This window comes from Psychromonas arctica DSM 14288, from assembly GCF_000482725.1.
Taxonomy (GTDB): Bacteria; Pseudomonadota; Gammaproteobacteria; order Enterobacterales; family Psychromonadaceae; genus Psychromonas; species Psychromonas arctica.
Map to the genome: position 1 here is coordinate 110,328 of NZ_KI519481.1, position 14,594 is coordinate 124,921.

Annotated in this window: 12 protein-coding genes; 2 read left to right on the top strand and 10 right to left on the bottom strand. The window is 39.7% G+C overall.

The genetic code is table 11. The features are described from left to right. Positions 1 to 149 precede the first annotated feature (149 nt). The 4 genes from H592_RS0117380 to H592_RS0117395 all read right to left on the bottom strand — a co-directional run bounded on the left by H592_RS0117380 (position 150) and on the right by H592_RS0117395 (position 4,583). Entirely contained in the window at positions 150 to 1,547 is a 1,398-nt protein-coding gene (locus H592_RS0117380; RefSeq protein ID WP_037072080.1) for an APC family permease, read from the bottom strand. Positions 1,548 to 1,585: 38 nt separating this feature from the next. Beyond that, complete coding sequence (locus H592_RS0117385; RefSeq protein WP_028869891.1) at positions 1,586 to 2,878, bottom strand: NAD(P)/FAD-dependent oxidoreductase; 1,293 nt, start codon at positions 2,876 to 2,878, stop codon at positions 1,586 to 1,588. A gap of 35 nt (positions 2,879 to 2,913) precedes the next feature. Further along, complete coding sequence (locus tag H592_RS0117390) at positions 2,914 to 3,360, bottom strand: RidA family protein (protein WP_211235686.1); 447 nt, start codon at positions 3,358 to 3,360, stop codon at positions 2,914 to 2,916. 83 nt (positions 3,361 to 3,443) lie between these two features. After that, positions 3,444 to 4,583, bottom strand: coding sequence for an ornithine cyclodeaminase family protein (locus tag H592_RS0117395; protein ID WP_025565365.1), 1,140 nt, complete (start codon positions 4,581 to 4,583; stop codon positions 3,444 to 3,446). 289 nt (positions 4,584 to 4,872) lie between these two features. On the opposite strand from H592_RS0117395, the gene H592_RS0117400 reads away from it, so the two are divergent. After that, positions 4,873 to 5,706 carry a helix-turn-helix domain-containing protein gene (locus tag H592_RS0117400; RefSeq protein ID WP_028869892.1) on the top strand — a complete coding sequence of 278 codons (834 nt, stop codon included), beginning with the start codon at positions 4,873 to 4,875 and terminating at the stop codon, positions 5,704 to 5,706. Positions 5,707 to 6,018: 312 nt separating this feature from the next. On the opposite strand, the gene H592_RS0117405 is transcribed toward H592_RS0117400, so the two are convergent. The 6 genes from H592_RS0117405 to H592_RS0117430 form a co-directional block, all read right to left on the bottom strand. Then, entirely contained in the window at positions 6,019 to 7,743 is a 1,725-nt protein-coding gene (locus H592_RS0117405) for an ABC transporter substrate-binding protein (protein ID WP_028869893.1), read from the bottom strand. A 108-nt stretch (positions 7,744 to 7,851) separates the two neighbouring features. Continuing rightward, positions 7,852 to 8,124: a DUF2160 domain-containing protein gene (locus H592_RS0117410; protein ID WP_028869894.1), complete on the bottom strand. Its 273-nt coding sequence runs from the start codon at positions 8,122 to 8,124 to the stop codon at positions 7,852 to 7,854. A 9-nt stretch (positions 8,125 to 8,133) separates the two neighbouring features. Continuing rightward, positions 8,134 to 8,934, bottom strand: coding sequence for a carbohydrate ABC transporter permease (locus tag H592_RS0117415; RefSeq protein ID WP_028869895.1), 801 nt, complete (start codon positions 8,932 to 8,934; stop codon positions 8,134 to 8,136). Between the two features lie 19 nt (positions 8,935 to 8,953). Further along, a complete protein-coding gene (locus H592_RS0117420) occupies positions 8,954 to 9,817 on the bottom strand; it encodes a carbohydrate ABC transporter permease (protein WP_028869896.1) in 864 nt (287 codons plus the stop codon). Further along, a complete protein-coding gene (locus tag H592_RS0117425) occupies positions 9,810 to 10,913 on the bottom strand; it encodes an ABC transporter ATP-binding protein (RefSeq protein ID WP_028869897.1) in 1,104 nt (367 codons plus the stop codon). Before H592_RS0117425 ends, H592_RS0117420 begins: the two co-directional genes overlap by 8 nt. After that, positions 10,906 to 12,006 carry an ABC transporter ATP-binding protein gene (locus H592_RS0117430; RefSeq protein WP_028869898.1) on the bottom strand — a complete coding sequence of 367 codons (1,101 nt, stop codon included), beginning with the start codon at positions 12,004 to 12,006 and terminating at the stop codon, positions 10,906 to 10,908. Before H592_RS0117430 ends, H592_RS0117425 begins: the two co-directional genes overlap by 8 nt. A gap of 597 nt (positions 12,007 to 12,603) precedes the next feature. On the opposite strand from H592_RS0117430, the gene H592_RS0117435 reads away from it, so the two are divergent. Beyond that, positions 12,604 to 14,505 carry a sigma-54-dependent Fis family transcriptional regulator gene (locus H592_RS0117435; protein ID WP_028869899.1) on the top strand — a complete coding sequence of 634 codons (1,902 nt, stop codon included), beginning with the start codon at positions 12,604 to 12,606 and terminating at the stop codon, positions 14,503 to 14,505. The last annotated feature ends 89 nt before the right edge of the window (positions 14,506 to 14,594 follow it).

Genomic DNA, 14,594 nt, shown 5'->3' on the forward strand with positions numbered 1-14,594 from the left:
ACGGTTTGTGTTTCATGCTGTCAAATTATATGTGTTGTGCTGAGCTTTTAACTGAAATACACCCCATCAACATAAAATGCCAACATCATTTCTGAATGTTGGCATTTGAAACATAAAGGGCTTTATTCTTATTATGTTAACTTGTTGCATTAATCCATATCTGGTTCAAATAAGTTACGTTTCATATAAAACTTCACCCATAACGCACCAATAATACTTAAGATCACTAGTATTCCACCTGTGATGCTGTACACAAGTTGTGTCATTTCAGGGCTTGGTGAGTTGTTTAAAGCAACAAATAACATTGCAATTAAACCTAATATTTGTGGCACAGGAAAGAAAGGTGTGCGGTATGGTCGAGGGTGATTTGGCATGCGTTTACGTAATACCATGACATTGATATGCGCTACGCTATAAGCTAATAAAAAACTGGTTGTTGCAGCAATAATTAACACAATTAAAGAATCAATACCTAATGATAGGAAAGGGATTGTCGTTAGTACAGCGATCATCAGGATACCTACCCAAGGTGCGTTGTGTTTATTGGTTGCTTTAAGTTGAGGGAAAGCTTGTTTCTGCTCTGCCATGCCTTGTAACATTCTTGGTACTGCCGCTAATATCGTATTCATAGTACTGCAAGTTGCAGCTAAGGCCATAATAGTCGCAATAACTAAACCACTTTTGCCGAATACCGCATTTGCATAATCTAAAAATGGAAGTGGTGAACTCACTAAACTTTCAACATTTAAAAATAAACTTGCACCATAGATAAACGCTAAGAAAATACAAAAGATCATAAATAATGACAGATGCATTGCTCGTGGAATGTTTTTATGAGGATTCTTAACTTCATTAATCATTGGGCAGATATATTCCACGCCAACCATTGTCCATAATGCCAAGCCAACTAACCCAATAAAACTACCATCCATTATACCTGCAAACCCCCAGTCGACAGCGGTACCAACTAACTCAGGATGAGGTTGACTCGCACCAGTAATCGCCACAAACCCAGTCAGTACTAATGCACTCACTAATACAAATGCCAAGAAATTTTGCGCTTTAGCAAACACATCTGTCCCAATCAGATTAGTGACAGTGAAAATAACTAAAATAATCATTGGAACGACTTTTTCAGGTAATACCCCCGGCAGTAATTCGCCTAACATAGCATCAACTAAAAACATCTCAACGGGTAAGGCTAAGACAGCTACAACAACATAGCCAGCAAACACAGCCACGATAGCAGGAAAGTGACCAATAGCTTTTTGTGTATAAGTCGCTAAAGTCCCAGCCTGAGGAAACATCAGCGATAATTCAGAGAAACTCATCGCATTAAATTGCGCTAAAATAAGTGCAACAACCATCGCGGCAATAAACCCCATCCCACCAATGCCTAAGCCTTGAAGTGCGGAGATCATAGCACCTTGAACAATGACTAAGCCGATACATATGGCCATCATTGTTGGTAATCCTAATTTTGTCATTTTATTAGCAGCCGGTTTCGCAGCCATATTGACGTTATCTGAATCTGTTATAGCTATCATGTTTCTGTTCCTCTTTTGAGTAAAACGTTTTTATGATGTTAAAGTCGGTCGAAGCGATAAGGGCTTGGATCAACGAGTGGAGGGGTATTACAAACAATATCTGCCGCTAACTGGCCAGCCGCGGGCCCAGTACCAAAACCATGGCCTGAAAACCCTGTTGCAATGGTTAAACCAGGAATAGCTTTGATACGGTCAATGACTGGATTTGAATCGGGCGTAACATCGATAATGCCAGCCCACTCTTCTTCAATTTCTGCTTTATTAAAAACTGGCCAAGCTGCACTTAAGTTAGCGAGTGCTTCTTGATTGATAGCTGACGAATGTTCAGGATCGTTGGTGCGAACTTCTTCAAAAGGAGAGCGTCTATCGCTTTTCCAGCGACGGCCCAATGAAAGATCTTTTAAGAATTCTAGTCCTAAAGCAGGACGTAAAAAACGATGTTGTGTACGTAGTTGTTCAAAGTAACGCCACCCAATTAATAAATGATCTAAGGTAAGTGGCGCATCTAATGCTGAGCGCTGCGTGATAATGAAACCGCCATCTTGATGCTTTCTGAAAGAGAAATCAGGGCCGCCTACCGCAATATCAGTTGGTCCTTCCATCGGTTTAGTACGAAGCACAGAACATTTAAGTGGCAGTGTCGGTAATGAAACCCCTACGTTACTTAAAAAGCGTCTCGACCAAGCACCACCAGCCAGTAAGACTTTATCACAACGTATTTCTCCTTGTTCTGTCACCACGCCACATACTTTTCCACCTGATGTTGAAAGCGTACGTACTGCGCAGTTTTGTAACATGATGGCGCCTTTTTCTATCGCCGCTTTAGCAATATTCGTTGCTGCGATAGCCGGTTCAGCTCGACCATCGGAAGGCGTATAAATGCCGCCTTTCCAATCACCTTTACCGCCGGGTGCCGTTTGATCAATTTCTTGAGCCGTCATCATTTTTGAATCTAAAGACAATGCGCTAACAGACTTTAACCAATTTTCATGCATGGCAAGTTGTTGCTCTGTTTTTGCTAAAAAGATAATGCCCGCCTGTTTGTAACCAACACTTTGACCAATGCGCTGTGGCATTTCAGCCCATAAGCGATCTGCAGCCATTGCGAGTGGAACATCCTCAGCATGTCGACTTGTTTTGCGGATCCAACCTAAATTACGTGAAGACTGCTCTCCAGCAATATGGCCTTTTTCTAGCAGCACCACTTTGATATTACGTTCAGCCAATGTCAGTGCGGCTGTCACGCCTATAATGCCTCCACCAATAATGACAACCGTTGTGGACTCTGGAAGAACGTCCGTTGTATTTATTGCATCAAGTGTTTTTGTCATGAGCTTGTTTCCTACTCGTTATAAGCATTTCTATTTTAAATAGTGATCTCTTGGATATCTGCAGTTGCCGCACCGCGATAAGCGGTTACTTCTAATTCCATTTTATAAACGGTTGAGCCTAATGGCGGACAAGTAACTGTTGTCGCAGGGTTAATACCTTTGAATTTTTCGCCGATTAATTGCATAACAGCATGAACGTCTTCAGGATCTTGAATAAATACACGAGAAAAAACGACGTCAGCTAAACTTGAGCCAACGGCTTCTAACGCGGCTTCAATATTGCTAAAGACTTGCTCAGTTTGCTCTAAAGCATCTTCAGGTATCACTTTGGTTTCAGGGTTTCGCCCTGCTGTATTTGAAACGTAAATCCAATTATCAACAGAAACCAAACGAGAATAACTGCCTATCTCTTCAAATTTTGAACCTGTTTTTACTTTTACTATCTTTGCTATATGAGTTTTTTCTATTTGAGTTTGTGTCATGTTAGTTGTCCGCGTTAAAGTAAAGCTTGCGTGAATTGACCTTTATTGGTGTTCACGCTTTTTTATAATGATGGTTATAACGACTAGCTCAGCTCTGGCGTTTCCCAGAGATTGAGTTTTACACCGATATTATGTTTCATTGCGTTGTGGTAAATTTTGGTTGCCCAAGCGACATCTTCAGTAGGTAAACCGCCTACCGATAACACAATAATTTCTTGATCGTTTTGTCGCCCAGGACTTGTCGCTGTGACAATCGAACCAAGATCTTCAAGTTGATCTTTGGTCATTAACCCTTCGTCAATCATGTCCATGAAACGACAGCCAATAATTGGAATGTACATGTGTGCAGGTTTTGGTACTTCATCATGCCAAGCTTCATAAAGCCCGATGTTGTCCATGACTTTTCTGACATCACTTTCTTCTAAGCCTTGATCTAATCGACAGTAAGCAGGCATTGAAATGAAAGCGCCAGGTTTCACCCATTCACGTTTTATGACTGGATATGAAGAAATATCACCAGTTTCTCCTGAATTACAGTAAGTAACGATATCAGCATCTCGTACAACATCTTCTAAAGTATCAACGACTTGTACATTAGTGATTTGAGGGAAACTCTCTTTCACCCAGCTAAGAAAACTATCTAAACTTTTTTGACCTCGGCCTTTAATTTTAAGCGTGTCGATTTGTGGGCATACAGCCATGAAAGCAGCAATTGATGTTTTACCCATAACACCAGGTCCTAGAAGACCAACCACCTTTGAATCTTTACGTGCTAAATGACGAGCACCCACCCCAGGAACAGCGCCAGTGCGATAGGCAGAAAGTAGGTTTGCAGACATGTGTGCTAACGGAGCACCAGTATCAGTATCGTTAAGTGTGAACATTAAGATTGAACGCGGCAGTCCTTTTTCACGGTTAGCAATGTTAGAGCCATACCATTTCACGCCACATGTTTGATAATCACCACCAAGGTAAGCTGGCATTGCCATTAAACGACGGTCTGGAGTGTGACGAGGCATCGTAGCTATTTCTGGATTTTCAGGGAAAGTAACCATGGCGCCATGAGAGTCATTATTTGCGCCAGCCATACGATAATCGCCTTTATGGAGTAGTCCGAACATCTCTTCCATTGCATCAACACAGCCAGGCATATTCTTAACACCTGCTTTGATCATGTCTGGTTCTGAAAGATATATAAAATCGATTTGAGTATTTTCTGACATAACATCACCTTAATTTCTTGGAGTAGGATTACTTACAAAATTTATTTTTACGTCTGTCTCATTACGTTGATTACATCCAATGACATATCTTTATCAGTGGATTAACGCTTGATGAGCAGCAGGTGATTTTTATCCTAGACCTCTAAAATTTGTGCGTATTGAACTTTTACGACACGGGTTTTTTATGGGGTTAATAATCGTTCTGTTGTTACTAGGAGTGAATTTAATTGGCATTAGGTTTGCAGATAGGAGAGATATCTTAGGCATTTTTAATAAATGGAATTTATACATGTCAACTAATTCACTTGTTAGTCATCTCGCTCGAATTCGCTCTAAACAACCTTGGTTAGTGATGAATGCAGCAGAGAAATTTTCGGTATCTGGGTCTAATCACAAATCGATTTCTCATTTCTATAGTTTTCAACCGAAAGCATCCGTAGAGCAGACTTTTGCGATCCCAGATGGTTGTGTCGATATACTCTTTGATTGTAATGGCAGTACCCCAAATGCAGCTGTATTTGGGACTCCGTTGGAAGCAATAACCATTGAATTAAATAAAGATCATCGATACTTTGGCGCGCGATTTGTATCTGGTGTGATGCCAGATTTTTTAGATTTATCTGCCGCTGAATTAATAGGGCGTCATTACGATCTGTTAGATGTTGTTCCTCAAGCAAATCAATTATTTAATGAAATTGTTAACAGTACCGATTTCTCTCAACAAGTAGCGTTTTTTGGACAATTTATTGAAAGACAAAATGAACGAAAACCGTCAATGTTAACGGCACAAGTCTTACGTAATATTTATGACAGTGAAGGGGCGGTTCGCATTAATGAGCTAGAAGAGAAAACAGGCTACAGTGCGCGTACTTTACAGCGACAGTTTGGAGCTGATATGGGCATGTCTCCCAAAGCTTTCTGTCGCATTGTTCGTTGTCAGTCTGCTGTTTATGGACTTAATCACCGAGAAAAAGTCACTTTTTCTGACTTAGCTTGTGACTTAGGTTTTAGCGACCAATCACATTTTTTAAGAGAGTTTAAAAAGCTTGTTAATGCCACACCATTAGATTATTTAAACCGAGTAAAGCATCAAAATTACTTAGGAGGTATACAATATTTATGAGCAATAAGAGTGCGTGGAGAGGATTTTTTGCACTAATGTTGTGCTCTTTATCAGTTTTATCAGCTTCATCTGTGTATTGCTTTCAATGTTTACAAGATAAAATACCTAGTTAAAATTAACTATGCGATTGAAAAATTCTAGCTGACTAATTTTAGGTTGAAAACTAGCATCGAAGTAGCTAAAGCGAGGCACAAAAAACCGCTCTCTAGGAGCGGTTTATGTTGTAATGCGATGCTTTTATTGGGCTATCTAGCTTAAATTAGATTAACTTAAATTACCCGATACTAGCGTTAGCATTTGCTGCCTTTTGATTTAACCTGCGATCAAATCTTTATAAGCAATGGTTTTACCTGGTGGTTTCTCATTCGGTAATTTAGCTTTAGGTGAGCCAGGTTGATCCAACCAGTAAGACGCATCTTTTTCAGGATTTAAAACCGGGCCACATTCACCTTGTGCTTTACTTCGCTCTAAACGTGCCATCACTTTATCTTGCGCTTTAGCTAAACCGTCCATAGCTTCTTGTGCCGTTTTTTCACCGCTTGCTGCTTCAGCAACATATTGCCACCATAGCTGTGCAAGTTTAGGGTAGTCTGGCACGTTAGTCCCTGTTGGTGTCCACTGTAAACGTGCTTGGCTACGATAGAACTCAACTAAACCACCTAGTTTTGGCGCTGCATCTGTCATTGCTTGTGAGTTAATATCTGACTCACGGATTGGCGTTAAGCCCACTAATGTTTTCTTCAGCGAGACGGTTTTAGACGTTACAAATTGTGCATATAACCATGCAGCTTTACGTCTATCAACCGGTGTTGAATTTAAGAATGTCCAAGCACCCGCATCTTGATAACCTAGCTTCATACCTTCTTCCCAGTAAGGACCACGCGGAGAAGGGGCCATACGCCATTTAGGTGTACCATCTTCATTCACTACAGGTAAACCTGGTTTAACCATGTCAGCAGTAAAGGCGGTGTACCAGAATATCTGTTGTGCAATACTACCTTGTGCAGGAACAGGGCCTGACTCGCCGAACGTCATACCTGCAGCTTCTGGTGGCGCATATTTTTTCAACCATTCTACGTATTTTGTGGTTGCGTAAACGGCCGCTGGGCCATTGGTTGCACCACCACGTGAAACGCTTGACCCAACAGGATTACATCCCTCTACACGAATACCCCATTCATCAACAGGAATACCATTTGGTAATCCTTTATCGCCGGCGCCAGCCATTGATAACCATGAATCGGTGAAACGCCAGCCTAAAGAAGGATCTTTTTTACCGTAGTCCATGTGTCCATAGATCCGTTTGCCGTCAATTTCTTTCACTTTTTCAGAGAAGAATTCAGCAATATCTTCATAAGCTGACCAGTTTAATGGTACACCTAACTCGTAACCGTATTCACTTTTAAATCTTTTCTTAAGATCTGGACGTTCAAACCAATCGGCACGGAACCAATATAGGTTAGCAAACTGTTGAGTCGGTAATTGGTAGATTTTTCCATCGGGACCGGAGGTAAAGCTTAAGCCAATAAAATCATCTATATCCAACGTTGGTGATGTAACTGCTTTGCCTTCACCTTTCATAAAGTCACTAATAGGAACAACTTTACCATAGCGGAAATGCGTACCAATTAGGTCTGAATCATTAACATAAGCATCGTAGATATTACGCCCTGATTGCATCTGGGTCTGTAGCTTTTCTACGACATCGCCTTCTTGAATTAAATCATGGTTTACTTTGATACCAGTAATTTCATAAAACGCTTGTGCTAGCTTTTTAGATTCATACTCATGTGTGGTTAGGGTTTCTGAAGCAACATTAATTTCCATACCACGGAAAGGTTTTGCTGCTTCAGTAAACCAGCTCATCTCATCTATTTGTTGCTTGTTAGTTAATGTTGATGGCGTAAATTCTGAGCTGATCCAATTGCTTGCAGAATCGCTGTATTGATCTGCTAATGCCAAGCTACTGCATCCTGCTATCATGATAGCAACGCTTAAGCGGCCAAGTTTAAATACTGATTTCTTGTTATCAAACATTCTCTGAGTCCTTTTATTAATTAAAGTGCTTATCGTCTATTTAATGAGGCACCTAACAGTGCCATAAAACATCCTTTTCGTAAGGCCTAAGGTACTCTCCTTGCCATGTCACCCCCATTTCATCACAATGAGCAACCAAATAATGGCTACTGTAAAGGGCAACCAGATAGTGAATTCTGTGAACCCGATAAACCCTAAATGAATAAATGCAGCGCTTAATAAACTGATAAACAGTCTGTCGCCACGTGTTGTTTCCATTGGGAAAAATCCTTTCCTTGCGACACAAGGGCTAACGATTTCCCAATAAGTCATCCCAATCAGGATGCATGCAATCCCAATAAAGAATAATGCTGACGGTGTTGTCCAAGCCATCCAACTCATATCGTTCTCCTATACACGGCCAAGAGCAAAGCCCTTCGCCACGTGATTTCTAACAAACCAAATAACTAATACACCCGGTAAAATAGTGAGCACCCCAGCTGCGGCGAGTACTCCCCAATCAATACCCGATGCACTAACCGTTCTGGTCATTACCGCCGCAATTGGTTTCGCGCTGACTGACGTAAGTGTTCTGGCTAGCAATAATTCCACCCAACTAAACATGAAGCAGAAGAAAGCTGTTACACCGATACCTGAACTAATTAACGGGATAAATATTTTGGTAAAAAACTTTGGAAAACTGTAACCATCGATATACGCGGTTTCGTCAATTTCACGTGGTACGCCAGACATGAAACCCTCTAAGATCCATACCGCGAGTGGCACGTTAAATAAACAATGCGCTAGAGCAACCCCGATATGGGTATCAAATAAACCCACCGATGAATAAAGCTGGAAGAATGGTAATAAAAATACTGCTGGTGGTGACATTCGATTCGTTAATAACCAAAAGAACAGGTGTTTATCACCAATAAAGCGAAAACGTGAGAAAGCATAAGCTGCAGGTAACGCGACCAATAGCGTGATCACCATATTCAACGATACGTAATAAATGGAGTTGATATACCCCATATACCAGCTAGCATCAGTAAAAATGGTCATATAGTTAGCAAACGTGAAATCATTTGGCCAAAAAGTTAGGGTGCCTAATATCTCTTGGTTGCTTTTAAATGACATCATTAACAGCCAATAAAGCGGCAATAACAGAAACAAAATATACACGCTAAGGCCAATTGTTTTTTTCTTATTCATAAATCCATCCTTATGCTGATTATTTGTTGTCGCTATGAGTCATGGCGGTGTAGAACAACCAACTCACTAACAATATGATCAAGAAGTAAATGATAGAGAATGCACCCGCTGGGCCAATATCAAATTGTCCTACTGCCATTTTGGTGAGCGCTTGGCTTAAGAAGGTTGTTGAATTACCTGGACCGCCACCGGTTAATACAAAAGGTTCGGTGTAAATCATAAAGCTATCCATAAAGCGTAATAACACGCCTATCAGCAATACACTTTTGAGTTTGGGTAGCTGGATATACCTAAACACAGCCCATGCGGATGCTCTATCAATACTCGCTGCTTGATAATAAGCATCGGGAATTGCACGTAATCCAGAAAAAGACAACAGTGCGACCAGTGATGTCCAATGCCAAACATCCATTAATAAGACGGTTAACCAAGCATCAATAGGGTTTGCTGCATAGTTGTAATCAATGCCAATCGCATTTAAAGCCCAGCCAAACAACCCAATATCTGCACGTCCGAATATTTGCCAAATAGTACCCACTACATTCAATGGAACTAACAAGGGAAGGGCAAGTACCAATAAACTGATCACTGACCACTTGCCTGACTTAGGCATCATCAACGCGACACCAATACCTAACGGAATCTCAATCAGTAACACAGAACCTGAGAATATAAACTGTCTTACTAATGAGTCTTGTAGACGTGAGTCATTAAGTATTTCTCGATACCACTCAGTGCCAACAAAATAGCGAGTGCTGACATCGAAAATATCCTGTAACGAATAATTCACTACCGTCATTAAAGGCACAATGGCGCTGAAAGCTACCAATATAAATACTGGTAATACGAGGAACCAGGCTTTATTGGAATGGGGTTTATTCATCGTCATTCTCCTTTTCAACAAGAAATTCGTCGATATACAGCATTAACCATTGTTCTGGAAAACTAATATAAGCACTTTGATGAGGTATTTTTTGATCCTCTTGTAAGCGCGCTTTAATGGAAACACCACCAAGTGTTAAACTAACAATTTTATAAGTTCCCAAATCCTCAACAAACTCAACGTTTGCTTGTTGTGCTTGTGAATTGGGTTTGTCCCAAACATGTACAAACTCGGGCCTAATACCTAGCTTGAGGTTATTTGAGGTAGAGTGCTGTAGTGCTTTTTTCTCAGCAGCACTGAGTGGGAAGGCGATATCACCAAAACAAACGCCTTCTTTACAACGTTTTACTTCAAGAAAGTTCATGCCGGGACTGCCGATGAAGTAACCTACAAAGGTATGATTAGGTTGTTCAAATAATTCACGTGGGGTACCGAATTGAACTACTTGACCGCCGTACATGAGTGCAATTTTATCGGCAAAGGTTGATGCTTCTAATTGGTCATGGGTAACGTAAACCATGGTCGTTTTGAACCTTTCATGGATTTGTTTTAATTTACGTCTCAATTTCCACTTTAATTGTGGATCGATAACCGTTAACGGTTCATCAAATAAGATAGCTGAAACATCGTCTCGCACTAAACCTCGTCCCATGGATACCTTTTGTTTCTCATCTGCGGTAAGGTTCGCTGCTTTTTTATTTAGCACGTCTGTCAGTTCAAGAATCGCTGCTATCTCTGTGACTTTAGAGTTTATTTTGGCCACTCCTGCACCCATGTTTCTTAGTGGAAACGCTAAATTATCAAATACACTCATGGTGTCATAGACGACGGGGAACTGGAAAACCTGCGCGATATTACGATCCTGTGGTGGGATATCATTGACACGCACCCCATCAAATAAAACATCGCCTTCGGAGGGTTTTAACAAACCTGAAATGATATTTAATAATGTCGATTTACCACAACCTGATGGACCTAATAACGCAAAGGCACCGCCGTCATGCCAAATATGATCCATCTGTCGAATAGCATATTCAGGGGGATTGGCGGTGGTATCATAGCTATGCGCTAATGATTTCAAATGAATTTCAGCCATGGAAGTGATCCTCTATTCTGCGACTAGATGCTTGGATTAATTTTCCATCCTTTTCAAACACATTCAGTTTGTGGGTAGGGACGTAGATTTTTATTTTTTCATCTACGTGATAGCTATGAACGCCGGATAAATGCAATACCATTTGGAAGTGTGCATTTCGAACATGTAAAAAGGTTTCTGAACCACTGATCTCTGCCACTTCCACCTGTACTGAAATTTCTAAGTCATCATCATTTTTTGGCAGTAAGCTTAAATGACTTGGACGTATACCAAATTGATATTCACCTGCTGATAAAGTATTCAACTCAGAGGTTAATGGGAAATGAATAGTATTATCAAAGGTCACTTCATTTTCAGTAATATGTCCTTTGATCATATTGATAGGGGGTTCGTTGAATAAAGTCGCCGCAATCACGTTACAAGGTGAATGATAAGTTTCTGCTGTTGGCCCTGTTTGAATAATCTGACCTTCGTGCAAAATCGTAGTGGTGCCGCCTAACGCTAATGCTTCATTAGGTTCCGTGGTTGCATACACCGCAATAGTGTTTCGTTGAGCAAATAATTCACGCATTTCAATACGTAATTCTTCACGCAATTTATAATCTAAATTTACTAAGGGCTCATCAAATAAAATAAGATCTGCATCTTTGATTAAAGCACGCGCCATCGCCGTTCTTTGCTGTTGTCCACCTGAAAGCTCTAATGGCAAACGTGATAAGAAGGGGGTGATACGTAGCATTTCAGCTATTTCCATTACTTTCTCTTTGATAGTTTTTTCTGATGCTTTGGCTAAGCGTAATGGGGATGCAATATTGTCGTATACACTCATATTCGGGTAATTAATGAATTGTTGATAAACCATCGAGATATTTCGTTTTTGCACTGATACACCCGTCATATCAATACCGTGCATGAGAACGCGACCAGATGTCGGTTTTTCTAACCCCGCCATCAAACGCATTAAGCTTGTTTTACCAGATAAAGTGCGTCCTAGTAATACATTAAAGGAACCTGGCTCAAAGGTCAGGTTGGCTTTATTAATGTAATACTGGCCATCTACAATCTGTGTCACATTTTCCAATGTCAGGGACATAGCGCGATAATCTCCATTTAGTTACAACGAAATAAAACAAGGTACCGTTAAATTTCACTATTTGATTAACATATCAGTGTGTATAGCGAAATCCATGCCAAAAAAAAATTGTCGATAAGTTGTTGATATTAATTATTTTATTTTGTTTTGTGGGGGTGCGGTGAAAGTGTTCAATTTTTAATAAAATGAGCGAGTTGTTAACTATGTGAACAAGTTGTTAACGGAAATGAGTGATCTGAGTCGTTTAATCTCAATATTGTGTTTAATGGTCAAACTTGTCGCATCATTGATAAAAGGTAATCAATGATGCTGAGAAGCATTACGTTATAAAATAAAATAATTTATGTGTTTGTTTTTATTGTTATTAATTTATTTTTTATCTGTTTTTATGAGCATTAAATAAAAAAATTACGCATTGATAGAATAACGTCAGCCATCGCAGAACTTAGTTTTACTCCCTTATTTGTTATATTTTTGTGATCGATAATCTGTCTTTGTTAAAAGATTCTAATCATACTGTGCTTCCTGAAAATTTCATCGCCTATATTTTTTCTTCTATACGGGTATACCATTTAGTTTCATTCAAAAGGGAATATCATGACTCGAACAGCACCTGAATTTATTGAACATGAAGAACTCATTTCAAACTCGTGGCAACGTTGCCGTGAGTCAGGTCTGTCACATCATTCAAGCCCAGACATCGAACACTTAGACCGAGGTGAATTGTCTTCTTCACTTGAACAGCACCATCAACTACTTGAAACCACGCACTATGAAGTATTGCCGTTTTACGAAAATTTGCTGGCGAATAGTAATAGCCAAGTGATGCTAGCTGATGGTCAAGGCTGTGTGATAAAAAGCTGGGGCGAGCAACGTTTTAAACCACAGCATAAAGCGTTATTTACGCCGGGAGCTAATTGGCAAGAGTTGTCGTTAGGCACCAATGCAATTGGTACTGCGATAGAGACAGGTAGTATTGTACAAATTAATCATGATGAACACTTTTTAATTGCGAATCGATTTATGACAGGCTCAGCAGCACCTATTTATGGTGTAGATAGACAAATGCTTGGGGTCATTGATATTTCAAGTGATACTTATTTACCAGAATGGCATACCTTAGGTATGGTGAAAATAATGTCACAAGCGATAGAAAATCAGTTGATCATATCGCACTTTAAAAATAATCATTATATTTTGCGCATAAATACAAGTTCTGAAAACATTGATAGTCAATGGTCCGCGTTGATCGTATTCGATGAAACAGGTCTGATCATTTCGGCAAATCGTCGTGCTGAACTGGTACTTTGTAGTGATTTAAAATTGGTGAATATTACGGATATTTTTGAAGTCAATATCAGCCAATTATTAAATCAACCAGAAGATTTTCAAGTACCATTGATGACTAAGAATAATTATCGAATGCATGGGGTTTTACATAAACCTCAGCAAACAGCACCACGTATTTTAGACTTTAGGAGTTTAGCGCCAGACCATCAAAAATTACATGTTTCAGAACAGCATAAGTTTACGTTGGATGAGCTTAATTTAGGTGACCCGACGTTAGCCAAGGCTATTTTACAAAGTAAAAAAATTGTTGATAAAGATATCCCTATTTTAATTCGTGGTGAAACGGGAGTAGGTAAAGAAGTGTTTGTGAAAGCGTTACATTATTCTAGCCAACGCCATAAACATAATATGATCACGGTAAATTGTGCTTCTATTCCACAGGACTTAGTGGAGTCAGAATTATTTGGGTATGAAAAGGGCGCGTTTACTGGATCAAACAGTAAAGGTTATATTGGGCTGATACGTAAGGCGGATAAAGGCACTTTATTCTTGGATGAAATCGGTGATATGCCGCTCAATGTTCAAGCGCGTCTATTAAGAGTTTTACAAGAAAGAAGAGTCAATCCATTAGGGAGTACTGAATCTTACCCTGTTGATTTTAAATTGGTTTCTGCAACTAACTGTAACTTAAAAGAAGCCGTAAAAGCGGGTACCTTCCGACAAGATTTGTATTATCGAGTGAGTGGATTAAATATTGAATTACCGGCATTACGTGATCGTACTGACCGTCGTGCACTGATCCAGTTTTTATTAAATTATTATGCTGAAAACAAAAAACAAGCACTGATCACTGAGCGTACAATGCAACGATTCTGCCAACATCCTTGGCCAGGTAACATCAGACAACTAGTGAGTGTGATTCAAATTGCACAAGCTATGTCAGAGGATGAAGCGATTGATTTACAATATTTACCCGATGATTTTTTTGCCGATATGGAAGATCAACTCAATGATAATGTAACGGCGTTGATGCCAGAAAAAAATCCAAGCATAGAAGAGTCTGAAAACACTATTAAACTTGATGCGGATGATGTGAATATTGTTAACTTATATCAGTCTTTAAGCTGTAACATATCTAAAACAGCATTAGAATTAGGGGTCAGTCGAAATACCGTTTATAAACGTTTACGAGACTGCGGTTATAAATAACCTTAGCTTACAATAAGTAAAAGGTTATTTATGGAGATAACGGTGATTTCCCTTACATTTGTAACTGGAAGACTGCAAGGTTATTGTGA